25 protein-coding genes and 1 tRNA gene are annotated in these 23,511 nt (G+C 41.2%); 6 read left to right on the top strand and 20 right to left on the bottom strand.

Annotated features, from left to right (window positions below; genetic code table 11):
- Window positions 1-213: 213 nt before the first annotated feature.
- Window positions 214-1,152, bottom strand: a complete 939-nt coding sequence (locus N482_RS22370) for a porin (RefSeq protein ID WP_063379163.1) — start codon at window positions 1,150-1,152, stop codon at window positions 214-216.
- 166 nt (window positions 1,153-1,318) lie between these two features.
- A complete protein-coding gene (locus N482_RS22375) occupies window positions 1,319-2,167 on the bottom strand; it encodes a LysR family transcriptional regulator (RefSeq protein ID WP_063379164.1) in 849 nt (282 codons plus the stop codon).
- Window positions 2,168-2,252: 85 nt separating this feature from the next.
- Here N482_RS22375 and maoP point away from each other — a divergent pair, with 85 nt between their 5' ends.
- Both maoP and N482_RS22385 read left to right on the top strand, forming a co-directional pair.
- The gene (gene maoP / locus N482_RS22380) at window positions 2,253-2,636 is read left to right on the top strand and encodes a DUF413 domain-containing protein (protein WP_063379165.1); all 384 of its coding nucleotides are present in this window, start codon (window positions 2,253-2,255) and stop codon (window positions 2,634-2,636) included.
- Window positions 2,637-2,783: 147 nt separating this feature from the next.
- On the top strand, window positions 2,784-4,019 hold the full coding sequence (locus N482_RS22385; protein ID WP_063379166.1) for a response regulator: 1,236 nt from the start codon (window positions 2,784-2,786) through the stop codon (window positions 4,017-4,019).
- Between the two features lie 36 nt (window positions 4,020-4,055).
- On the opposite strand, the gene rarD is transcribed toward N482_RS22385, so the two are convergent.
- Complete coding sequence (gene rarD / locus N482_RS22390; RefSeq protein WP_063379167.1) at window positions 4,056-4,964, bottom strand: EamA family transporter RarD; 909 nt, start codon at window positions 4,962-4,964, stop codon at window positions 4,056-4,058.
- 284 nt (window positions 4,965-5,248) lie between these two features.
- Here rarD and recQ point away from each other — a divergent pair, with 284 nt between their 5' ends.
- From recQ to N482_RS22405, 3 genes are all read left to right on the top strand, one after another.
- The gene (recQ, locus tag N482_RS22395) at window positions 5,249-7,063 is read left to right on the top strand and encodes a DNA helicase RecQ (protein WP_231100915.1); all 1,815 of its coding nucleotides are present in this window, start codon (window positions 5,249-5,251) and stop codon (window positions 7,061-7,063) included.
- Between the two features lie 11 nt (window positions 7,064-7,074).
- On the top strand, window positions 7,075-7,374 hold the full coding sequence (locus N482_RS22400; protein WP_063379169.1) for a DUF3630 family protein: 300 nt from the start codon (window positions 7,075-7,077) through the stop codon (window positions 7,372-7,374).
- Window positions 7,375-7,445: 71 nt separating this feature from the next.
- Entirely contained in the window at window positions 7,446-9,146 is a 1,701-nt protein-coding gene (locus tag N482_RS22405; protein ID WP_063379170.1) for a ShlB/FhaC/HecB family hemolysin secretion/activation protein, read from the top strand.
- Between the two features lie 24 nt (window positions 9,147-9,170).
- Here N482_RS22405 and N482_RS22410 read toward each other — a convergent pair.
- Window positions 9,171-9,245, bottom strand: a tRNA-Arg gene (locus N482_RS22410).
- A gap of 210 nt (window positions 9,246-9,455) precedes the next feature.
- Here N482_RS22410 and N482_RS22415 point away from each other — a divergent pair.
- Window positions 9,456-9,638, top strand: coding sequence for a helix-turn-helix domain-containing protein (locus N482_RS22415; RefSeq protein WP_063358849.1), 183 nt, complete (start codon window positions 9,456-9,458; stop codon window positions 9,636-9,638).
- Window positions 9,639-9,682: 44 nt separating this feature from the next.
- Here the strand turns inward: N482_RS22415 and N482_RS22420 are convergent, their stop codons facing one another.
- The 16 genes from N482_RS22420 to trmJ form a co-directional block, all read right to left on the bottom strand.
- Window positions 9,683-10,513, bottom strand: a complete 831-nt coding sequence (locus N482_RS22420) for a phosphotransferase (RefSeq protein ID WP_196763641.1) — start codon at window positions 10,511-10,513, stop codon at window positions 9,683-9,685.
- Complete coding sequence (pnuC, locus tag N482_RS22425; RefSeq protein ID WP_063379172.1) at window positions 10,467-11,087, bottom strand: nicotinamide riboside transporter PnuC; 621 nt, start codon at window positions 11,085-11,087, stop codon at window positions 10,467-10,469. The genes N482_RS22420 and pnuC overlap by 47 nt, the downstream gene beginning before the upstream one ends.
- Window positions 11,087-11,341, bottom strand: coding sequence for a YkoF family thiamine/hydroxymethylpyrimidine-binding protein (locus N482_RS22430; protein ID WP_063379173.1), 255 nt, complete (start codon window positions 11,339-11,341; stop codon window positions 11,087-11,089). The genes pnuC and N482_RS22430 overlap by 1 nt, the downstream gene beginning before the upstream one ends.
- An 81-nt stretch (window positions 11,342-11,422) precedes the next feature.
- Complete coding sequence (locus tag N482_RS22435) at window positions 11,423-11,923, bottom strand: hypothetical protein (RefSeq protein ID WP_063379174.1); 501 nt, start codon at window positions 11,921-11,923, stop codon at window positions 11,423-11,425.
- A gap of 69 nt (window positions 11,924-11,992) precedes the next feature.
- On the bottom strand, window positions 11,993-13,366 hold the full coding sequence (locus N482_RS22440; RefSeq protein ID WP_063379175.1) for a Gfo/Idh/MocA family protein: 1,374 nt from the start codon (window positions 13,364-13,366) through the stop codon (window positions 11,993-11,995).
- Window positions 13,367-13,554: 188 nt separating this feature from the next.
- Entirely contained in the window at window positions 13,555-14,625 is a 1,071-nt protein-coding gene (locus tag N482_RS22445; RefSeq protein WP_063379263.1) for a phosphotransferase enzyme family protein, read from the bottom strand.
- A 43-nt stretch (window positions 14,626-14,668) separates the two neighbouring features.
- Window positions 14,669-15,556, bottom strand: coding sequence for an NTP transferase domain-containing protein (locus tag N482_RS22450; protein WP_063379176.1), 888 nt, complete (start codon window positions 15,554-15,556; stop codon window positions 14,669-14,671).
- Between the two features lie 150 nt (window positions 15,557-15,706).
- Window positions 15,707-17,140 carry an NAD-dependent succinate-semialdehyde dehydrogenase gene (locus N482_RS22455; protein WP_063379177.1) on the bottom strand — a complete coding sequence of 478 codons (1,434 nt, stop codon included), beginning with the start codon at window positions 17,138-17,140 and terminating at the stop codon, window positions 15,707-15,709.
- A 66-nt stretch (window positions 17,141-17,206) separates the two neighbouring features.
- Window positions 17,207-17,545, bottom strand: coding sequence for an ISC system 2Fe-2S type ferredoxin (gene fdx / locus N482_RS22460; protein ID WP_063374543.1), 339 nt, complete (start codon window positions 17,543-17,545; stop codon window positions 17,207-17,209).
- A 1-nt stretch (window position 17,546) separates the two neighbouring features.
- Window positions 17,547-19,409, bottom strand: coding sequence for a Fe-S protein assembly chaperone HscA (gene hscA / locus N482_RS22465; RefSeq protein WP_063379178.1), 1,863 nt, complete (start codon window positions 19,407-19,409; stop codon window positions 17,547-17,549).
- A 32-nt stretch (window positions 19,410-19,441) separates the two neighbouring features.
- Window positions 19,442-19,966 carry a co-chaperone HscB gene (hscB, locus tag N482_RS22470; RefSeq protein WP_063379179.1) on the bottom strand — a complete coding sequence of 175 codons (525 nt, stop codon included), beginning with the start codon at window positions 19,964-19,966 and terminating at the stop codon, window positions 19,442-19,444.
- Window positions 19,967-20,028: 62 nt separating this feature from the next.
- On the bottom strand, window positions 20,029-20,352 hold the full coding sequence (gene iscA, locus N482_RS22475; RefSeq protein ID WP_063379180.1) for an iron-sulfur cluster assembly protein IscA: 324 nt from the start codon (window positions 20,350-20,352) through the stop codon (window positions 20,029-20,031).
- Window positions 20,353-20,362: 10 nt separating this feature from the next.
- Window positions 20,363-20,746, bottom strand: coding sequence for a Fe-S cluster assembly scaffold IscU (gene iscU, locus N482_RS22480; RefSeq protein ID WP_063374547.1), 384 nt, complete (start codon window positions 20,744-20,746; stop codon window positions 20,363-20,365).
- A 59-nt stretch (window positions 20,747-20,805) separates the two neighbouring features.
- Complete coding sequence (locus N482_RS22485; protein WP_063379181.1) at window positions 20,806-22,020, bottom strand: IscS subfamily cysteine desulfurase; 1,215 nt, start codon at window positions 22,018-22,020, stop codon at window positions 20,806-20,808.
- 23 nt (window positions 22,021-22,043) lie between these two features.
- Window positions 22,044-22,535 carry a Fe-S cluster assembly transcriptional regulator IscR gene (gene iscR / locus N482_RS22490; RefSeq protein WP_063374549.1) on the bottom strand — a complete coding sequence of 164 codons (492 nt, stop codon included), beginning with the start codon at window positions 22,533-22,535 and terminating at the stop codon, window positions 22,044-22,046.
- Between the two features lie 204 nt (window positions 22,536-22,739).
- Window positions 22,740-23,477, bottom strand: coding sequence for a tRNA (cytosine(32)/uridine(32)-2'-O)-methyltransferase TrmJ (gene trmJ, locus N482_RS22495; RefSeq protein ID WP_063379182.1), 738 nt, complete (start codon window positions 23,475-23,477; stop codon window positions 22,740-22,742).
- Between the last annotated feature and the right edge of the window lie 34 nt (window positions 23,478-23,511).

Consider the following 23,511-nt stretch of genomic DNA (forward strand, 5'->3'; position numbering starts at 1 on the left):
TTTTCGTTGCATCCCGCCGTGTCAGTGGGAGCGCATTATAGGGAGATTTGAGATTGGCGCAAGCGTTTTTTAGAAGAAAATTAAAAAAACTCTCCAACAGCCCAAATAACAAACAAAAACTCTAATTTATGCATAATAAACAGACTAAAAGCACAAAAGCCCTCTTAAATTAGAGGGCTTTTGTTGATCTGCTTCTTATATAGAAGAACTTTTTTAGAACTTGTATTCAATACCAAGACCTAGGTAATCTTCCTCTGTTCCATTGTCTTCATCAACAGATGAGTAGAATGCATACAACTTAGCCGCTTTAGCTAGTTTATGGTCGATACCTATGCTGATGCCATCAACATCTTTTGAAGCTGCTGCATCAAAGTCAATCATTTGGTACTGAAGTTTAACTGTATTTGCACCAAAGCTATAAGCAGCATTAAGCATGAAGCCATCAGCTGTGCCTGTACCATCTACTTTTTCTTGTTTCTGGTACATTGCGCCCAATTTCAAATCATCAGTCGCTTTAAACTGACCTGTTACACGAAACGCATCATAGCCTTTTACTTCGCTATCGCCAGCTAGTGATACATAGAATTTTGACTTTTTAAGCTTCGCGTCACCATATGTAACTGCACCTGAATAGCCATTTTCACCATCAGTTGCATCTTCAGCAATAAAAGTACCAAGTACTTTAAATCCATTGTAACTTGCTGACTTGAATGAAATTGAATCACCTAAACGGTTTTCACCCTTAAAGATGTTCTTAATATCAGCTTCTAAATCGTTAAACAGGTCGATTTTACCTTGTGACTGTTTGAAAGCAGTATCGTTACGACCAATCACAACCTCACCATACTTGCCTTTTAAGCCAACATACTGATTACGAGCAGTAATGTTGTCATCATCACCTTTTGAGTCCGCATCTGACACGTCGACTTGGAACTCTAATTTGTAAATTACTTCAAGTCCTGAATCTAGCTTTTCAGAACCTTTGAAACCGAAACGTGAAGCATTGCTTTTCACTTCAGTAAAAGAGCCGTCACCTTCATCAGAAGATTGCACAGACAGGTTTGCTTTACCATATACATCAACATCGGCATGAGCATTCAAAGATAGACCACTAAGAATAGAGAGTAATAATGCTGATTTGGTTAGTTTCATGTGTATTTCCTCAATATCGCAACACGTAATTTATTAGACAGGCGCAGTCTGCCAGCTATAAGTGACAGAAATATTACACGTAAAATAAAAATGAAATTTAATTGAAACTGAAATTTCAGCATTGTGTCATAAATGGGTAATCTTATTAAAAACAACTATATTTAAATCAGTCTATGATAGAGGCCAATAGGTTTACTATGGTTTCTATGTGCTCTAGCTGATCATTCCCTCTATGATAGGCTACATATACTTCTCTAAAATTGTGCTCCACTGAACCAACATGAAACAGCTTTTGCTGCTCGATTAGATCAGTTGCAAGCATTTTAGGTAAGTAAGCAGACCCGCCACACTGCAAAATTAGCTCCAACGCAATACGCCCAGTACTTGTACGAAAATAGGGAGGCGCAGCGCCATCAAATTGCCGAGCATGCCACAATGAAAACGCGGTTCCCCAATCAACATACACATACTGTGTGCCAAAAAAATCATCCTTATTCGTTGTGTTAAAGGTACTGACTGGAATTATAGACAAGTTTTTAACTTGTCTAACGATTAATTCATCAACTTTAGGTGGGTCAAACAAAACAGCTACATCTAAAGTCTGCTCGAGAAGCAGTCTTGTACTTTCTTGCTGAGTTTTAACTTCAGCAACCAAAGATACACCGAGCATAGACGAAACAATCTGGTTTATACCAAATTGCAAATAAGCATCCCAGATATTCGGTGTGCCTGCTAAAGACAACTGCTGACGCATATTATTAGCCAGAGCAACATCCAATCTCGCCCGCTGCATTCCTGTAAGCAACATTTGCGCATGTGGTAATAACCTCTCACCAGGCGCAGTTAACTGAATATTGTTCCTTTGTCGTGTAAATAAACTCACACCCAAATGTTGTTCTAATTGTCGAATTCTAAAGCTCACCGCCGATTGGGTTATATATAGATTTTCCGCAGCACGGCCAAAATGGCGAGTCTTTGAAACTTCGACAAAAGTTTTTAATAGTTCCTTGTCCATTACCCCACCTTTTGATTAAAAAATCTCGTTTAAAAAAGCCAAAATAATAGTCCATACTCGTTGCAAACGATGCGAGGAAAACATCATGGATATGAATATAGCGGAACTAAAAGAAGCTTTTACTGCATCCAAATCATTTTACGATGATTTGAATTTTCCACAGGGACTTTCGAGAAGTGGCCACTTTACTTTATTGGAGTCAGAGTTATTACAACAACATGGATATCTGCTAAAAAGTTTGCATGAGGAAAAGCTATTACCTGTAAATACTTATCAGCAAAAGTTCGTTGAAATGGTGAAAAACAAGCGACCGCCAGAAAATAGAATGGAGAAAATCTGGTACAAATACCTCTCGCTGACAACTCGTAAACATAAAATCTACACTCTGAGTAGTCAGGTTAAGTCCCCCCCTCACTACGAAAGCCCCCAAATTAATGAAGAGCAGCCAGTTGCTGAAATATCAAATTAATTAACCACGAACATTATAGGTATGACCGTGAATACGGGGGTACAAAAGGATTCTAATAATGCTCCCCGTATGAATCTTATATTCTTCATTGCTTTTTTGTCGCTTTCAGTTAAAACTGAAGTATAAAAGGCTGTTAAGGTTGTGCGTGTGTTAAGAAAAGTGCTAATCATTGAAGACACTCCGACTATTGCAAAAGTCCAAAAACACATCGCGAGTTCGGTAGGCTACGATGTTGACGTAGCGACGACTTTAGAGAGTGCAAAGAGACTAATTAATGATCATAATTATTTTTGCGCCGTAGTCGATTTCGTATTGCCAGATGCAACGAATGGAGAGGCCATTCCTTATACTGTAAAGGCCAATATTCCTACGATAGTTATGACTGGTAATTTAGAGTCCAGCACACGAGATACTGTAGACAAATATCCTGTGATTGACTACATCACAAAAGAAAACAAGCAAGCCTACCAGTATTTAAAAAAGCAGCTTCAACGGCTGCCTCGTAACGAGCAAGTTAAAGTACTTGTAGTAGACGACTCCGCCGCCACACGAAGGCACATTAGCTCATTGCTGCAAAGACACAAGTACCATGTGTATGTTGCGGGTGATGGTATCGAAGCATTAGAAACTTTGAATCAAAACCCTGATATTGACGTCATTATTACTGACAATGAAATGCCAAGAATGCGTGGAGAAGAATTGTGTGCGGAGATCCGCCGCCTGTACAGTAATGATGATAAGGCCATCATTGGTATATCAGGTACGAATAATGCCTATCTTTCTGCTCGTTTTTTGAAAAGTGGTGCAAATGACTATTTAAGAAAACCCTTTAACCCTGAAGAGTTTTACTGTCGTCTTAGTCAAAACGTCGACATGCTTGAAAATATCGCAACCATCAGACGGCAGGCAAACACCGACTACTTAACACAATTGCCTAATCGCCGATATTTTTTTGAACACGCAAGCAAGCAACTCACTCTGAACTGTCGGCAAAACCAAAGCAGTATGTTGGCAATGATTGATATCGACTTTTTCAAAAAGATTAATGATCAGCACGGGCATGATGCCGGAGATAAAGTGTTACAGTCAATTGGGGAATGTTTTGAAAAGTTCTTTCAACATGATCTGTATGCAAGACTTGGTGGTGAAGAGTTTGCTGTGCTATTTCGTTCCGCAAGTGGTGAACAAAATATGGCGCAGCTTGAGCAATTTAGGCTCTTTTTAGAAAAAAATAGCAGTTCCCTCACCCCCTATCATATCCCATTTACAGTTTCTATCGGCGTTGTAGACAAAGTTATTGAAAGTATCGACCCGCTCATTAAAATTGCTGATGAGAACCTATATACAGCAAAAGAGTCTGGTAGGAATCAGATAGCCTCTTAATTGCCATCATTGCGCTTAAGAGGCCAATTTTTTTGCTTAATTCTGCGATAATGTCGGGCTTTTAGCTTTGCTTGCTCGTAAAGAGTCTACGCTGAAAAGAAGCAAAGCTCCCCAAATAAATACAAATGTAACAGCACGCTCAATATCAAACTCTTCACCATAAAACATGACAGCCAGAGCAAACATTAAACTTGGTCCAATATACTGGAAAAACCCAAGTGTAGAATAGGGTAATCTTTTTGCTGCCGCAGTGAAACTGAGCAGTGGTAGTGTTGTGACAATCCCAGCAACAATCAGCAAAAGGTTTAGGTTTAAGGCGTTATCAAGCATATTGCTAGTCGAACTGGGCTCAAGCATATACCAATACCCCAATGCTAACGGCAGAAGAATCAAAGATTCAATGAATATTCCTGGTAACGACTCCACTGCCATTTTTTTCCTAAGCAAACCATAAATCGCAAACGAACACGCCAATGACATGGCAATGTATGGAAATGAACCAAAGCTAATTAACTGAATAATTACCCCTGTTGATGCCAACAAAACCGCTATTTTTTGTCCGGGGCGTAACTTTTCCGATAAAAACAGCATGCCCAAAAATACATTCAACAAAGGGTTAATGTAATAGCCCAGACTGGCGTCTAGCATATAGCCATTATTGACAGCCCATATAAATAAGCCCCAATTAAACCCTAGAAGCAAAGCGGTAACCACCAACATCATCATTACTTTAGCATTGCCAAGGACCTTACGAACCTTGTCCCAATTATTGCGCAATGAAATAACGATGAAGATAAACACAACGGACCAAATTACTCTATGCACCAGTATCTCTAGCGCATCAACCTGTGCTATAGACTTAAAGTAAATGGGCGCGAGCCCCCACATTATGAAGGCTAATGTCGCATATATATAGCCCTGTCTTACATTAGCATCGGCTGTCATTTCACTCCCCTATTTATCACCCAATCGTGAAGAAGGCAGCATTATACAGAATAAATAAAGCACCACCACGGCAGTGCATTAAACACAATAATAAAGGACTTCAATTAATTTACAGCGTGTATCGCCAACATGCCAATATATGGCGTTTATTGTACTTTTAATTTTGTTTTTTTAGATGCCTTAAAGACAAAATTAACTGCTAACAGCTGACTTGCTCAGGTGGTCGAAATAATACGCATATTAAAAAGAAGACAATTTCACCAAAACACTCTAAAATGCGCGCAATGGAAACACGCGCGACTCTAGAATCATTGACACCCCAATCTGTACTTAAAGAATATTTTGGCTACACAAGCTTTAGAACTGGCCAACTAGATACTATTCAAGCATGTCTTAGCGGACGTGATAGTTTAGTTCTGTTACCCACAGGTGGTGGTAAGTCACTGTGCTATCAAGTACCGGCTCTCATGCTGCCCGGTGTCACTATCGTAATTTCACCTCTCATCTCTTTAATGCAAGATCAAGTCTCACAGCTTCAAGCCCAGGGCATTTCAGCTGAGTTTGTTAACAATAGTATTGATTGGCAACAACAGCAAAGCATTTATCAACGTTTGCACAATGGTGAAATTAAGCTTCTTTATGTTGCGCCAGAAAAAGTACTACAAAGAGACTTTATTGATAGACTAAGTAATTTAAATTTATCATTATTTGCGATTGATGAGGCACACTGTGTTTCTCACTGGGGGCATGATTTCCGCCCCCACTACTGCCGTTTAAATGAATTGAAGCAAGCATTTTCACATGTTCCAACCATGGCACTAACGGCAACCGCAGATATGGCTACTCGTACAGATATTGTGGCTCAGCTTGGCCTAGTAGAACCATTTGTACACACAGGTAGTTTTGATCGACCAAACATCCGCTATACCATCGAAGAAAAGTTTAAACCGCTCTCGCAACTGATGCGTTATCTAAAAACACAAAAAGGACAGAGTGGCATTATATATTGCTCCAGTCGAAGACGAGTGGATGAAATTGCAGAAAAGCTTGCCGATGGCGGGTTTAACGCTGCTGCTTATCATGCTGGGATGGAAAATGAGCAAAGGCAATTTGTACAAAATGCCTTTGCCCGAGACGATGTTCAAATTGTTGTCGCAACCGTAGCCTTTGGAATGGGGATAAACAAACCCAATGTGAGATTTGTTTTACATTATGATATTCCAAAAAGTATCGAAGCTTATTACCAAGAAACAGGTCGTGCAGGCCGTGACGGCTTAGCAGCAGAAGCTATTATGTATTTTGATCCTGCTGATATTGGCCGGGTTAGACGTTTTTTTGAAGATATCCCCGATGAGCAACGAAGAAAAGTAGAACAACAAAGGTTTAATGCAATGGCAAACTTTGCAGAAGCACAAACCTGCCGTAGACAGATACTACTTAATTATTTTAGTGAATATCAAAGAGAGCCTTGCGGTAACTGTGACATCTGCCTTAATCCTCCGAAAAGCTTTGACGCTACACTGGTCGCACAGCAAGCCTTATCCTGTGTGTATAGAGCACAACAACGCTTTGGCTTAGGATATATCGTAGATTTGCTGCGCGGTGCAAATACAGCGCGGATCAGAGACAATCAGCACCATGAGTTAAGTACATACGGAATCGGAAAAGAACACAGTAATGAATATTGGCTCAGCGTACTGCGCCAATTGATACACCACGGCTTATTAGCTCAAGACATTACTCAAGGTGCAACATTACGGTTGACGGAAGCTGCTCGCGCTGTACTGAAGGGCGACTATGTATTGAACTTGGCAGAGCCCCGCCTACAAGCCAGTCACGTTTATCAAGATAAACTGGCACAGTTCAATTATGATAGAAAACTATTTGCAAAATTACGCAGTTTGCGAAAAGAGCTCGCTGACCAAGATGATGTACCTCCATATGTCGTATTTAATGACAAGACCTTGGCGGAAATGGCACAGCAAACGCCAACTAACGACAGCGAGTTTTTAAAGGTTTCTGGGGTTGGCTTTACCAAGCTTTCCAAATATGGTGCGCCTTTCATGCAATTAATCCGCAATTATCTAGCTGCAGAATAACTAGGAAAACTATGACTAAGATTACTTATTTAGAAGAACAAGATGTACTTCTAATTCGCCCTAGCATACTCCCTGACAGTGATGACTTTCAACTGTGGGGAGAGGTATTCCTGACAATGGATAAATTGAAAATCATTGAGTTTAATCAGGGAGCCGATCGGCATCAATGGCGATTCGAATTTGACCAACAGCCTTTTGCAATGAACTATGAGTATTACAGTGAAAGCATTTGGATATCGCCTGAAGGCATTGATGCATCTACACTCATGTCATTTTTACACACCACTCTTTGTTTAAATTTACAACAATAATATAGACTTACCCAAGCATGTGTGCCTAAATTAAGCCATACTAATAAGAATAAACGGTATTGGGCATACATATGGTGCTATCAAGAATTTGTTTTTTAGTATTTTTAACAACACCTCTTTTTGGTAGTCCCTCAACAGCATGGGCTAAAGATCACGCTAAATGGCTTAACAGTTGTGGTAATGACCGTCAAGTAGATGTAAACGATGGCAGCTTTACCCGTGAGTTAAGCTCAGAACATGTTTTGCCACAATTAGAAAATGTCACAATCTCCTCGATCATCCTCCATCAACTTAATGTTTTTGATACCTCTTTGCCTGAAGAAGACAATGCCTTATTCAGGTTCGCTAATCGTGCCCATGTCACAACTAAACCAGACGTTATTAAAAGTATCCTACTCTTTAAAGAACGCAGTAAATATGACCCTAAATTATTGATAGAATCCGAGCGTTTACTTCGTAAACAGCCTTACTTGTATGATGCTAGAGTATTTGCGGAGGCAGATTGTGATGGTAATATCGCAGTAACAGTGGTTACAAGAGACCTTTGGACTTTACTACCTGATATTAGCTTTAGTCGAAGTGGTGGCGAAAACTCAAGCCGTATAGGCTTTCGTGAAAGCAATCTTTTTGGTCATGGAAAACGCCTTTCCCTAACACATATCGACGATACGGATAGAAGTGGTTACCTTTTTGTCTACGATGACCCCAATATACTTTCAACACGATACCAAGGTCGATTAGAATATTCTGACAATGACGATGGTGAAAGACACTATATTGGTGTCGACTACCCTTTTTTCTCAACCAAAACTCCTTACAGTTATGGCGCACTTAACTTTGCAAATAAACGTATAGAACCGCTTTATGAAAATGGGGAAACAGTCTCTGAATTTCTACAAGAGACAGAGTTGTCCCAAGCTTACTTAGGAATGGCTAAGCAGCTTGAAAATAGTTGGACGCGCAGATTCATAGTTGGCTATCGAGATGAGGAACAATCATTTTACCAAATTGCAGAGACGCACTTGCCTATTGCTGAAAACCGCTCCCTCAGTTACCCCTATGTACAAACCCAATGGTTTCAAGATGCATTTATCAAAGTTAAAAACTTTGATTCTATATACCGAACTGAAGATCTAAATCTTGGATGGAACATTAATACATTGCTAGGCTATTCAAGTGACTCTATTACGAATGATGACACTCGATGGATTTGGAACGCATCCATTAGCAAAGCTCATTTCAGCTCTGAACAAAGCTTGATGCGATTTCGTTTTTCAGTTGATGGTAATTGGAATGTCAAAAAGGGCGAAAGCGAGAACTTTATCACTGAGCTCAATTTAGAGTACTACCTAAATACACATGACATTGAATCTTGGTATGCTCAGTTAAACGTAGCGTATGGTAAACACCTGACAGAAGATAAGCAGCTCACTTTAGGAGGTGAAACTGGCTTAAGAGGCTTCCCCGCAAGATACCTGCAAGGGGAAAAGCGTATTGTACTCAACTTAGAGAAACGGTATTACTGGGAATACGACCTTTTACAACTCTTTAAGGTCGGGGGGGCAGCCTACTTTGATATAGGTCGCGTTGACGGCAAAGCGCTCTTTATCGAAAACAGCAAGTACTATAAAAATATTGGGTTTGGTTTAAGAATGGCACCCAGTCGCGCAAATTCTGGGCTTGTTCTACATCTGGACTTAGCTGCACCCATTAATAAACCTGATAGGGTTGATTCAGTTCAGTGGCATTTTACCGTGAAAAACAGATTCTGATTTAAATGTTCTAGATATGAGTACTGGCGCTCTCGACAGGGATCGAACCTGTAACTTAGCTTCCGGAGAGCCACGTGATATCCATTTCACCACGAGAGCACAGTATTAAAGGCAACAACATAATAATCATATCTTTAACGAAATACCAGCCCAGCTACAACTGTATGCCTATAATTTAAACTAATTTCTAAAAATCATATTCAATTGGACTAAGCCTCATATATTTAGCTATGCTTAGAGCTTAACAATAATAAACGTAAATCGATTTTAGTAGCTAGGCTACCTAACATCATCTAGAGGATTTGTATTATGACCCCCATGACCACTGAGCAAGTTGCAGAGTTTTTAAGTGTAAAAGTGGAGCGTGTAAGACGGCTTGCAAGAGAGAACTTATTGATTGCAAAAGACCATGACGAAAATGGCCAACCGATCTTTGACAAGGATGACGTCGAAAAATATAAAGAACTAGCGAAAAGGCTAGGTGGTATTTAAGTTCTGTATCGCCTCGCTTGTACTTACTTGCGAGGCAAAACTTACTAGTTTTCTTCCAGCCACTTAATCAGCAAACGCTCTAAAGGCTCACAAGGCTCTTCAAGCTGCTTTTTCTGGTACCAAGCAATACTCAAAATTAAGTAGCATCCAATGTACGCTTCAAGCTTTTTTTCCGCATAGTTTGGAAGAGGCGATTTACAGATAACATAATAAGTATCTAACAAGGTTTTCTGTTGTTTTTTAGTTAGCTCAAAAGAGCAACATAGAGCGGCCAAGTCAAAATATAGATCGTTGTATTGAGCATATTCAAAATCGATAAAGTAAATGCCATTGCATGTTTGCAGTACATTGTCCTTTACTAAATCATTATGGCAGTAACGGGTATCATTCGGCCATTGAGACAATTGCTGATTTAACTTGTCAGCCAAATCATCAAGATTTAAAAAAACCGCAGCTTCAGAGAGACTATACGCCAACTCCAGCTTAGTTTTATCGAGCACGTTACAGTGGTGAATTGCGACCAATGTCTTTACAAGCGTTTCTGACACCTCTACATCATACGATGATGCTGTTAAATATTCGAGAACCGCTATTTTTGCTTGTGCATCAATATGTAAGACAGACTGCGCACGACCTTGCTCTGCAAGCTGCTTTTGAGCTTGCAGAGCCTCATGAGGAACTGAGTCAGCAAAAAACTTGATTATGCGTTTAGTACCATCAAGTTCAAAGTAGAAATTATGATTACTCAAGCCCTTTTCAAGTTTTTTAATACTGCTTACTTGATGATTTGGGTATAGCTCTTGCAAAATGGCTTGCACATGCGCTAACTCAGAGTTCAGCAAGGCGCTTGCCTTCTTTTTTGGTATATTGTTCATACCACTTTTTGTAACCCCAACAGGCCATAATTGTGTAAAAAACATAGAGCGCCAGCGTTGGATAATAACCCTTCAGGTAATAAAGGTACATTGAGGTTGCATCTATTAGTATCCAGTAAAGCCAATTCTCCAATACCTTCTTGGCCACTAAGTAAGTTGTTACAATAGCAAAACAGGTCGTCAAACTATCTAAGTAAGGCAGATCTGCATGTGTATAGGTATCCGTAAGGTATCCCATAGTTACAGCAGCACAGGCGGTCACTACGATAATTAGCACGTGGCGATGCAATGACCAAGATACTATTTGTGACTCCTCATTCTTTTTGCCAGAGCGCCACATCCACCACCCTACAAAGGCCATTGCCAAGTAGTAGAAATGCAAGAATGACTCCATGAGCAACGCGCCATTCCAGTACATTATGGTATAAATGAATGTGCTAACGAACGCAGCTGGCCAACACCATATGTTTTCTTTAATAGCGAGCAATAAATAAAGCATTGAGAGTACAACGGCTAAATATTCCCACCCAGACATCGCAGTAAACCCTGCAAGCGTTTCGTATATCAGTTCCATTAAACCTCAGGAGATAAGTCGCCAGATATAAACTTACAAACAAAAACACTCTTTCCGAATTGCTCGTAGGATGCTTTCATTTCTTTTTGCAGTACCCCCATCACGACATCGTATTCGCCAAAGATTTGTGTGGACATAGTATTCGTTATTACTTGTAACTCGCCATGCTGATTTACCCTATCGATAAACGATTTTATAAAAGGTATGTAATCAGAATGAAGTGGATACTTACTGATTTCTACAGAAAGCTGCATTCAATGCTCCAAAATCTATTAACCATTCTAAATTCTCAGCAGTGTACATGTTAATTACCCTATTGGGCAAAAGAACTTAGTTTAGGGTTTTATATTTAAATTGTTTGCATCGTTTATAAAGCTTCTTGGGAAGTAGTTTATCCAGTCCTGCTGGTAATAGATGAGCCCATCTTCATTGATCTTTAATAACGTCGTAAAGCGCCAAGGCCCAAACTGGATAGTATTGTAAACAAAAGGGTTAAATGAGCCGTATAGCACAATGGTTCTTTGTTGTTCATCTATTACTTGTTGTGTGAGCACAAAAGTCGGCTCATTGTTCAAGATCTTAAAATCCCCAGCAGCCCAGTTAAAGAACTCACCAAATGCGCGCTTATTATTTACCCTAATGCCATAGAGCATATCTTCCAAAACAACATTTTCGTCGTAATATGACAGGAACTCGTCAAAGTCTTCCCTCTCTTGATATGTTTTTACATACCGTTTTGCAATTTCAGATAACGTAAAAACTCTTTCACTTTCAGGGGTAATATTACAAGCAGAGAGGAATAAAAGGAGCGTGAGCAGACACAAGTTTCTTAGCATTTTTTATCCTTACACTAGTTGATGCGTACTTATTAAAACATAAAAAAAGCGCCTAACAGGCGCTTTTTTCTAAGACTCAACAATTCCCAGCGGCTCTGCTGATAGCCAGTCCCCTCTTGTAAAGTCAGGGATCTCTAGCGACTCACTTCGGTTGGCTACTGACTGCGCTGATAACGGAGATATCACAGACCATGCGGCGCCATCATAAACATCTTGGTCTAGTGGCTCGCCATTTCTTAAACAGTAAATCATGCGCCAGAACATTAAAAAGTCCATTCCACCATGGCCGCCATTTCGCTCGGCCTCTTTACCCATTTTAACCCAAAGTGGATGATCATACTTTTTGTACCAATAGCTCATATCCTCATCCCAATCGTGGAATGAGCCCCTGCCACCGCTTTCTAGCGCTATTCGATTGGGGAACCCTGCGAATACACCATTAGTACCTTGGATTAGATTGTGACGAGAGTATGGTCTTGGTGTCGTAGTATCATGTTGGACAACAATGGAGCGCCCTTTCACGGTTTTGATCATCGTTGTGTTCATGTCCCCGCAAATGTACTTTAGCGCATTGCGTTGATGCTCGGCATCAAACTCTCTACGAGCGTAAGCGACACGTCCAAGCGCTGGCGAACTCATTGAAGTTAGGTAGTCAAACCGGTCACCTCGGTTGATATTCATATAGTGAGATACAGGCCCTAAACCATGGGTAGGATACAGGTTACCATCACGACGAGTATGCCACTCAGTTCGCCATGAGCCGGTTTTATGCTCAATCTCCTTCATTTGCCAACGCAACTCATGAATATAGGCAGCTTCTCCATGTAACAGCTCTCCAAATACGCCCTGGCGAACCATATTCAGCACCATTAATTCATCGCGCCCATAGTTTACATTTTCCATCATCATGCAGTTTCTTTGGGTACGCTCAGCGGTATCAACAATTTGCCACATTTCTTCAACAGTCAACGCAAGCGGAACTTCAACAAAGGCGTGTTTACCACTATTCATGGTATCGATTGCCATAGGTGCATGCCACTTCCATGGTGTAGAAATAATCACAATATCAATATCTTCACGAGTCAGCATGTCTTTATATGCAAATTCACTGTTTCCATATAGTGCTGGTTTGCTTTTTCCATTATCAGTAAGAAACTTTGCAGAACGTTCCAAAACTTCGCTATGAGTATCACAAATGGCGACTATTTCAGTCCCCTCAATGTAACTCATACGCTTTACATGTCCATAGCCTCGCTGCCCGACACCAATATAGGCAACTCTGACTACATCCATTTTAGGGACTACCAGACCGATGACTGATTTTCCTTGCTTACGCGATGATTGATTCGTTAAATGTTGGGGCTGCGCACAGCCTGATACCATACCAGCAGCTGCGGCTGCGCCGGCAGCTTTTAAAAAGTGTCGTCTATTTATTCGAGTCATCTTCGATCCTAAAATAAAGCCTATATTTATTAGTAATTTTTGTTTTTGACTTAAAATTCAAAATGGTGTCGTGCCCCTAAAGCGAAGTTCGCCCAATGATAATACAGTTCGTAGTAACGCTAACTGATACAGATTTCATAAGCAAAAGGATGCGATAAACTCATAAAAAAAGCGCTTTCGCGCTTTTTTTATGAGTTTATGATTGCGCTTAATTGCGCCTCTTTATTTGCAATGTCTTTGTATAGAGCAAATTGGTTTCTTGCTCGTTCTAGATTATGTGTATCGTGCTTCACGGCAAAATAATTATCACCGTCTAAATAATCTGTCAAAAAGCGAATGCCTATCATTAATGGCATCACTTTGGCACCTAGGATAAAGCTGCGCTTTTCAGCTTCAGTAAGTTTGTCAGCTACCGCTGATATATAGCCTTTTACAATAGCTTCAAAAATGTTGATGCGAACAACTACATTGCTAAGGTTCGTTGAATCTTCTTGTTCTGGAGAACAAAACGTTCGCACCATATCACCGAAGTCATATAACCAGTAGCCAGACATGCACGTATCAAGATCAATAACAGCTTTAGCCTCGTTAGTTTCCGAGTTAAATAGCATATTATTTATTTTTGTATCATTATGACATACACGCAGAGGCAAAGTCGCTTCCACAGATTTCACTTCCTGAGCAAGCCCAAACTGAGATTCGCAAAACGCGATATCGTCAGCACAAGTTTCGCCACGCCCTAGAGGGTCACTCTGTATAAGGTCTTTTAGTTTTTCAATACGCATGCCCAAATTATGAAAGTCAGGAATGACTGTATTGAGTTTCGTAGCGTCAAAATCATTTAACGCATTTGCAAATTCTCCAAATGCGCCAGCAGCAGTTTGAGCCTTAACAGCACAATCAACTACGTCTTCACTGTAACTATTACCAATAAACTCCAGTGCACGCCATACTTCCCCCTGATATTCCACTAAGAAGTTACCAGAAGTGGCCGCAACGTGTTTTATGATCCCTAAGCCATATAAGCCAGACTGTGCTTTAGATGCTAGGTGCATCTCTATTAAGCGTGCGTTATCTACCAAATGCTCTGGCTGAGGAAATACTGTTGTATTCAACTTTTGGACGACGAGCGCTCTATTGCCGCCAGTCAAAAGCATGGTAGTGTTAATGTGCCCACTTCCAATCGGTTTCATCGAGATCTCTTCGCCTGACAGGCCGTACTGCCCAGCTAAATGTTCAGCGTTCGAACGATACTCCATACTTACCTTGTAAATGGGTGTAGTAGTTAAACTTACGGCTAATTCATCCGTGACGTAGTTCATGTATTTTTCCTGCGACACTGTCTATTTCTTCTTTATAGGTAACACCAAACCATCTATCTCGTGATCGATAAACACGAACGATAGTTTGCTCTAAATTAATCATGTGCTGAATGCAATCGGGTAGATAATACTCTTTTTTGACATCGCTGTCATGGGATTCTAAAAAGCGCTCTAATTGATACTCTAAATGTGCAAACAAAGGCGGAGTTATTCCCCAGCAGGTCATTGATGCTAGCGCACTTTCATTTATCGATTTTAATTGTTTATCATTTATCCCTGTAAAGCCACTTTCAGCGTGTTTGATATCTGTATACTCTTGAACCGATACAAGGATGTTATTATCAAGTCGACAAACACCTCTGTTTACACCGCCCACTTCAGACATCGTTTGAGATAAAGGATAGGCTACTATAGCCATATTGCTAGTATCATGGTCTGCTGAACAAAAATGCTCAACGAGCTGCAAATATGCATGCGGCCCATAGTAGTCGTCAGCAGTTATGACGATTGCATTGCCTGATACAAACGGTTTGGCACATAGTAACGCGTGCCCAGTCCCCCAAGGCTTCTTGCGATTTGCCACAAAAGTAGCAAACCTGTTGGGTATCGCTTCAATTGACTGCTCAGCTAAATCTATCTGTAAATCTGGTGGTAATCTCGGTAAAACCCTAGACTCAACCACCTCCCTCACAGACGTATTTATCACCAATACAACGTGCCTTACGCCAGCGTTATACGCGTCTATAATGCTGAGTTCCATGATTGTCTTACCTATTTTTGGCAGTTCAGCAATTTGCTTCCCACCACCAAAACGTGTCCCTAAACCACCGGCTAATACAACCAGTGAAGGTAATACTGCATCTGTCATTATAAATTCACTAGCAATTTATTTTAAGTTCAAGGAGTCTACCTAGCTTTTTCATAAATTTAAAGTAATTGCAAAAATTGCATTGTTCCAAATACAATTTTTGCAATTTTATTGTGAAATAAAATTGGTCGAAACTGTCTGATAATTAGGTTAATTAAAGCGTTGGCATAAATATTTTACTTCTAGGTATTCGTCAATCCCTTGAGCACCTCCCTCTCTGCCAAGCCCCGACTGCTTCATTCCGCCAAATGGCGCAGCAGGATTTGATATTGCCCCTTCATTTAAACCAATCATCGCAAAGTCGAGCCCCATAGACACACGATGCGATCGTTCACTGTTGGTGGAATAAATGTATGCTGCGAGTCCAACTTCAACTTGATTAGCCAACTGAATAGCCTGCTCTTCGGTCTCAAACTCAATTACACTTACAATCGGTGCAAATATTTCCGTATTATAAATAGCCATACTTTGATCCACATTTTCAAGGATCACTGGTGACATGTAATTCCCTTGCATGCTATCACCTTGATATACAACACTTGCACCGTGTTGGCTTGCATCAAGCACCAAATTTAATGCCTTTTGCTTAGCAACACTGTTTATTAAGGGACCCAGATCTACATCATCGTTACTACCATTTCCGATGGTTAATGCTGCTAATCGGGTTTTTAGCATCTCAATAAACTGATGCTTGATGGCCCTGTGTAAAAAAACCCGATTGGCTGCAATGCAAGTTTGTCCTGCGTTGCGAAATTTAGCGATCATTAATCCCTCTAGCGCCGCTTCCAAGTTGGCATCTTCAAATACAATAAACGGGGCATTCCCGCCAAGCTCCAAGGATGTGCGCATTACAGACTGTGCGGTTTGCTCTAGCAATAACTTACCAACAGCTGTAGAACCGGTAAAAGTCAGTTTACATACCGCCGGATGACTATTTAGTTGCTTCACCAAATCTTGAGGCTTTGATACAACTAATACTTGAAAGGCACCGGGTTCGAACCCTGCATCAAGGGCTAGTTTAGCTAGCTCAATCGCGCTTAAAGGCGTAAGCTCTGACGGTTTCAAGATAAAGCTACAGCCAGCTGCATAGGCAGGCGCGACCTTTCGGGTTATCATTGCCAGAGGAAAATTCCATGGCGTTATACCTACTACGACACCAACACCCTGCTTAATAGATCTTATCTGGTGAAACGTAGTGTGCGCGGGAATCACTGAGCCATAAGCTCTTTCGGCTTCTTGAGCGAACCATTTAACATAGCCTGCAGCATACGCTACTTCAGCTAATGCTTCCTCAAGAGGCTTCCCCTGCTCCTGCGTCACTAACTCAGCGAGTCGCGTCTTATTCTGCAAAATCAGCTCGTACCAGCGATAAAGAACGCCTCCTCGCGCTTGAGCAGTTGTGCCTTTAAGCTCAATGAAACAATTATTTGCACAATTGAGCGCTTCCTCAGCCGCGTGTGTATCCACCTCACTGACTCTGGCGACCAAAGACTCATCTACCGGATTTTGAACCTCAAGCATCGCAGTGCCTTCATAGGGCTGCCCATTTATAATAGAGTACGCGGTTTTTATTTTTTTAGACATGAATGTGCTCCAAACAAAAAAGGCCGTAGTGGTTAACTACAGCCTTTTGTTTTAAATAACGTTTTATTAGTGCTCTTCATTCACGATATTTAGATTGTATTTGGGTATTTCTACAACCAAGTCTTCATCGTTTATCACAGCTTGACACCCTAAACGAGACTCAGGCTCTAAACCCCAAGCTTTATCAAGCATATCGTCCTCTAACTCATCACTTTCTTCCATTGAGTCGAAACCCTCGCGGATAACAACATGGCAAGTGGTACATGCGCATGATTTTTCACATGCATGAGGAATACTGATACCATTTTTCAAAGCTACATCTAGTACTGTATCACCAGATTTCGCTTCGATTGCAGCGCCCTCAGGACAAAGCTCTTCATGGGGTAAAAAGATAATTTGTGGCATTTTAAACCTCGTCTACTGACTGACCTTGCAGTGCCTGTTTAATTGATACATCCATGCGGCGCGACGCGAATTCACTACTTGCATCATCCACCACTTCAATAGCTTGCTTTATTTCTTCAGGCTCAGATGCGTTTAATCGTTTGTCATCTAACATAGCCATTGCAGAACGCAATGCTTGTAGTTCACCTTCATTGAGTAAATGAGATTCAGTTTCTAAGGAAGCCTCTAATGCTTCTAATACTCTAAGCGCTTCCACTTGTTGCTCTTTCAACATACGCGCTTGCATATCTTCTTTTGCAAAACTCATAGAATCTTTCAGCATTTGCGCTACTTGATCATCACTTAATCCAAATGAAGGCTTCACTTGAATTTCAGCCTGAACGCCTGTTGATTTTTCCATTGCAGATACGCTCAATAAACCATCTGCATCCACTTTAAAAGTCACACGAATGTGTGCTGCACCAGCTGACATCGCTGGAATGCCTTTCAAGCTAAATTTAGCCAAAGAACGACAATCATCTACCAGCTCTCGTTCGCCTTGCACTACGTGCAATGACATGGCTGTTTGACCATCTTTGAATGTTGTGAACTCTTGTGCCCGAGCAACAGGGATAGTGGTATTACGAGGTATGATTTTCTCTACCAAACCACCCATTGTTTCAAGACCCAAAGACAGCGGCAACACATCCAATAGAAGCATGTCAGAGTCAGGTTTGTTACCAGCTAATATATCAGCTTGAATAGCAGCACCTATTGCTACAACGCGATCTGGGTCAATTGACGTCAGCGGTTTTTTATCAAAAAACTCACCCACAGCCTCTCGGATCACAGGCATACGAGTAGAACCACCAACCATAACCGCTTCAAGGACTTCTTTTTTCGTTACTTCAGCGTCTTTTAAAGCACGGCGACATGCTCTCAAAGTTTGTTTAACCAGTGGCGCTACTAGCTCGGCAAATTGCGCTTGTGTAACCGTAACCACATGCTCTTCATCACGTAGTGGTAATTTAACGTTTACTTTTTCATAGCTGCTAAGCGCTTCTTTACACGCCTTTGCCTTTTGAATCAATAAGCGCAATTCATGAGGCGTCAAATCGCTTAAGTTTAATTCTGCTTTAAAGTGTTCAACCAATAAAGCATCAAAATCATCACCACCTAGACTTGAATCACCACCAGTTGCCAGTACTTCAAATACACCTTGGTTAAGACGCAAGATTGAAATATCAAATGTCCCACCACCAAGGTCATATACTGCAATAACACCTTCTTGACCTGAGTCCAGACCATAAGCAACAGCCGCAGCTGTAGGTTCATTTAATAGACGCAATACTTTTAGACCTGCAAGTTCTGCAGCATCTTTAGTACTTTGTCTTTGCGCATCATCAAAATATGCAGGAACCGTGATTACGCTGCCGACGATCTCTTCGCCACCGAAGCTGTCTGTTGCACGTTGATAGAGTGATTTTAAAATTTCAGCTGAAGCTTGTATTGGATTAATAGGGCCCGCAATGGTATCAATCGCCAAAGCACCTTGATGCTCTGTAAACTCATAAGGCAACTGCTGATATCTATCTTCAACTTCTGAAATTGATTTGCCTAAAAAGCGCTTTACAGAAATAAGCGTATTGATTGGATCTTCAACGGCTGCTGATTGAGCGTCTTTACCCACTGTAACCGATTCAGCATGGTAGCGAACAACAGACGGTAGCATCGCGTCACCATTAAGATCAAGCAGGACTCTTGCTTCACCGCTTTGCACCGTCGCAACCAACGAGTTTGTGGTGCCTAGGTCGATGCCTATTGCGAGTTTATGTTCATGTGGTGCCGCGCTCTGCCCCGGCTCAGCAATTTGCAATAATGCCATAGTACTCTTTTAACTTAAGTAGTGACGCTAAATTAATCGAGAAGATTATCTTCAATACGAGATAACTCTTCACGTAACTTATAAATAAATTTTAACTTGCGAACATTATCCGCAGCGACTTCCAATACGGATGTATCTTCATCTACCAATTGGTTTGCAAGTTTGGCACTGTATTGCTGGTCTAGCAATTTGATTTGTGCCTCAAACGCTTCTATTTCAGACTCAGGATCTGAGCTGTGCTGTATATCTTCGAGTGCTTCTCGAAGCTCCATTTGCTGCATCAAAAAAGTCGGATCTTGCAATGTTTGTTGCTCTGCACGTATATCAACTCCCCGCTCGCTCAACATATACTCTGCTCGTTTCACCGGGTGTTTGAGCACTGCAAGAGCGTCATTAATCTCTGAGGTTTTTTGCACGGCTAGCAACTTTTCGCGCTCGCTTTTGCCAGCATATTTGTCAGGGTGTACTGCTCTTTGCAGTTCTAAGTAACGTTGGTTCAATTGCTTTAAATCAACGTCATAGATTGCAGGCAAATTAAATAATTCAAAATATCGCATACGGACCTAATACAGCAAAGCCCTACCAAGGCAGGGCTTTAGCTCAAACTCATTATCGCTGGCTAAACAGTAAAACTTTCACCACAACCACATTCATCTTTCTGATTTGGGTTTGTAAATTTAAACCCTTCATTAAGACCTTCTTTGGTGTAGTCTAATTCTGTACCGTCGATATAAACCAAACTTTTTGCATCAACGATGATTTTAACGCCCATTTCTTCGAACACTTCATCACCTTCTGCAAGTTCATCAACGAACTCGAGAACATATGCAAGACCTGAGCAACCCGTAGTTTTAATACCTACACGCAAGCCTATGCCCTTTCCTCTATTTTTCAGGAATGTATATACACGATTTGCCGCTGCTTCAGTTAATGTCACTGCCATAATCTATCTCTTACTTCGTCTGTTTACTTTTGTAATCTGCAATCGCTGCTTGGATAGCGTCTTCAGCAAGGATTGAACAGTGGATCTTAACAGGAGGTAGTTCAAGTTCAGCTGTAATATCTGTATTTTTAATTTCAGCAGCTTGGTCTAATGTTTTACCTTTAACCCACTCAGTTACCAAAGAAGATGATGCAATTGCACTACCACAACCGTACGTTTTAAACTTCGCATCTTCGATAACGCCCTCATCAGAAACTTTAATTTGCAGCTTCATCACGTCACCACACGCTGGCGCACCAACCATACCAGTTGCTACATTTGGATCGTTCTTATCTAACGTCCCGACATTACGCGGGTTTTCCACGTGGTCAATTACTTTATCACTATATGCCATAACTCTTTCCTCACTAACCGCTTATATACCTGCTACAGTGTCAATATAAGCTGACTTGCTTAATGGTGTGCCCACTCAACTGAATCTAAATCGATGCCATCTTTAAACATTTCCCAAAGAGGAGACATTGCTCTCAAACGGCCGATGGAGTCTTTGATTAGCTTAATGGTGTAGTCAATTTCTTCTTCAGTCGTAAAACGCCCGATGCTGAAACGAATCGAGCTGTGTGCCAATTCGTCGTTGCGACCCAAAGCACGTAATACATATGAAGGTTCAAGGCTCGCAGAAGTACATGCAGAACCTGAAGATACAGCAATATCCTTAACGGCCATAAGCAGTGACTCACCTTCAACATAGTTGAAGCTGATGTTTACAATGCCAGGCACAGACTGGTCAACTGTACCGTTGAAGTACACTTCTTCCATATCCATGATGCCGTCAATTAGGCGCTGACGTAATGCGCTGATATGCGCATGATCTTTATCAAAATCTTGTTTAGCAACGCGGAAAGCTGATCCCATGCCGACGATTTGATGTGTTGCCAATGTACCTGAACGCATACCACGTTCATGGCCACCACCGTGCATTTGCGCTTCAAGGCGAGCACGTGGCTTGCGGCGAACATAAAGTGCACCAATCCCTTTAGGGCCATACGCTTTGTGACCAGAGAAAGACATGAAATCGACTTTTAACTGCTTCATATCAATTGCAACTTTACCCGCACTTTGCGCACCATCTACGTGAAACATGATCTTACGCTCACGGCACATTTCACCGATTGTCGCGATATCTTGAATAACACCTAGTTCGTTATTTACGTGCATAATACTAATTAAGATAGTCTCTTCGCGGATCTCATTTTCAAGCTTTTTCAGATCCAACAGTCCGTTTTCTTCAACGTCCATATAAGTCACTTCGAAACCTTGACGCTCCAGCTCACGACATGTATCAATAACTGCTTTGTGCTCGGTTTTAACCGTGATGATGTGCTTACCCTTCTTTTGATAAAAGTTAGCAGCACCTTTAATTGCTAGGTTGTTTGATTCTGTTGCGCCTGATGTAAATACAATTTCGCGAGGATCAGCATTTATTAAATCAGCGATATCATTACGCGCTTGGTCAATTAACTCTTCGGCCTGCCAACCAAAACGGTGTGAACGGGACGCAGGATTACCAAAATTACCATCCATTGTCAGGCATTGCATCATTTCGTCAGCAACACGCTGATCAACCGGCGTGGTTGCAGCATAATCTAAATATATCGGTAATTTCATTTCTTTCTCCGCTTGACGCCAATTTAAAGTTGGCAACTCACTTGAATATTATCTAATTGCTTCATCGCATCGCTAACGCTTCTGTCCTGACGTGATGCAACTGATTGCACATCAGAGTTGGCGACTAGCTCGGCAAGGGAAATACTATTTAAAAACTCTTCAATTCGCACGCTGAGATCTGACCACAGAGTGTGAGTCAAGCAACGCATGCCGCTTTGACACCCGCCCCCTTCGCCATGACAGCGAGTTGCGTCTACTGATTCATCTACAGCATTAATCACATCTCCGACGGAGATTGTATGTGCGTCGCGACCCAATAAATAACCACCACCTGGGCCTCTGACTGAGCTTACCAGTCCATGCTTACGTAATCGTGCGAATAATTGTTCAAGATATGATAGAGATATTTCTTGTCTTTCAGAAATATCAGCCAGAGGCACAGGACCGATGTTGGCGTGCAAAGCAACATCCAGCATTGCTGTCACTGCATACCTGCCTTTTGAAGTCAGTTTCATACGCGCCTCTAGGTAAATTTATCAAAGTCGCAAATTGTAATTACCTGACTAAGATAGTCAAGTATTAACGACATCTATTGCTTATTAAATAAGTTACTACTTACTCAGCACTTACTTTACGTAATACCTGACTAATTTAATCAGGTATTACGTACATTGTAATTACCCGAGTAATTTAGTCAAGTATTACTGTGATGAAACTAATTAATCTTTATCGTTCTGTTTGGTAGATTTGTTTACAGAACTAAGAATACCTCTGAGGATGTTCAATTCTTGGTCTTCTGGCCTTGCGCGATTAAACAAACGCTTTAGCTTAGTCATAACCATGCCTGGGTGCAGCTTGACAATAAACCCAGTCTCATTAAGCGTCGACTCCAAGTGCTCGTAGAAAAGCTCCATCTGCTCTGATGTTGGGTATTTGGTATCGTCTTCTTCAGGCTGCGCATCTTGCGTATCTAAAAAGGTCATACGCGTTTCATATGTCAACGTCTGAACTGCCATGGCTAAATTCAGAGAGCTATACTCAGGATTTGCAGGGATACAGACATGATAGTTACACAACTGCAACTCCTCATTAGTTAATCCACTATTCTCTCGACCGAATACTAGCGCAACAGGTCCAGATGCAGACTCAGCCACTAGCTTCTGTGCACATTCTCTTGGATCTACCATTGGCCATGACAAAGTACGAGAACGAGCACTGGTGCCAATAACTAAACTACAGTCAGCAATGGCATCTTCTAATTTATCAACGGTTACTGCACTACCAAGTACATCCGTCGCGCCTGCTGCCAACGCGCTGGCATGACTATCGACCTCACACGCAGGGTCAACTAAATAGAGCTGTGAAAAGCCCATTGTTTTCATTGCGCGTGCAACCGAACCAATATTTCCAGAGTGTGAAGTGTTCACAAGTACAATTCTAATATCTTGTAATGCCATGCTTGTTTATCTCAGACAAAAAATAATGGCCTAG

The organism is Pseudoalteromonas luteoviolacea NCIMB 1942 (assembly GCF_001625595.1).
Lineage (GTDB): Bacteria > Pseudomonadota > Gammaproteobacteria > Enterobacterales > Alteromonadaceae > Pseudoalteromonas > Pseudoalteromonas luteoviolacea_A.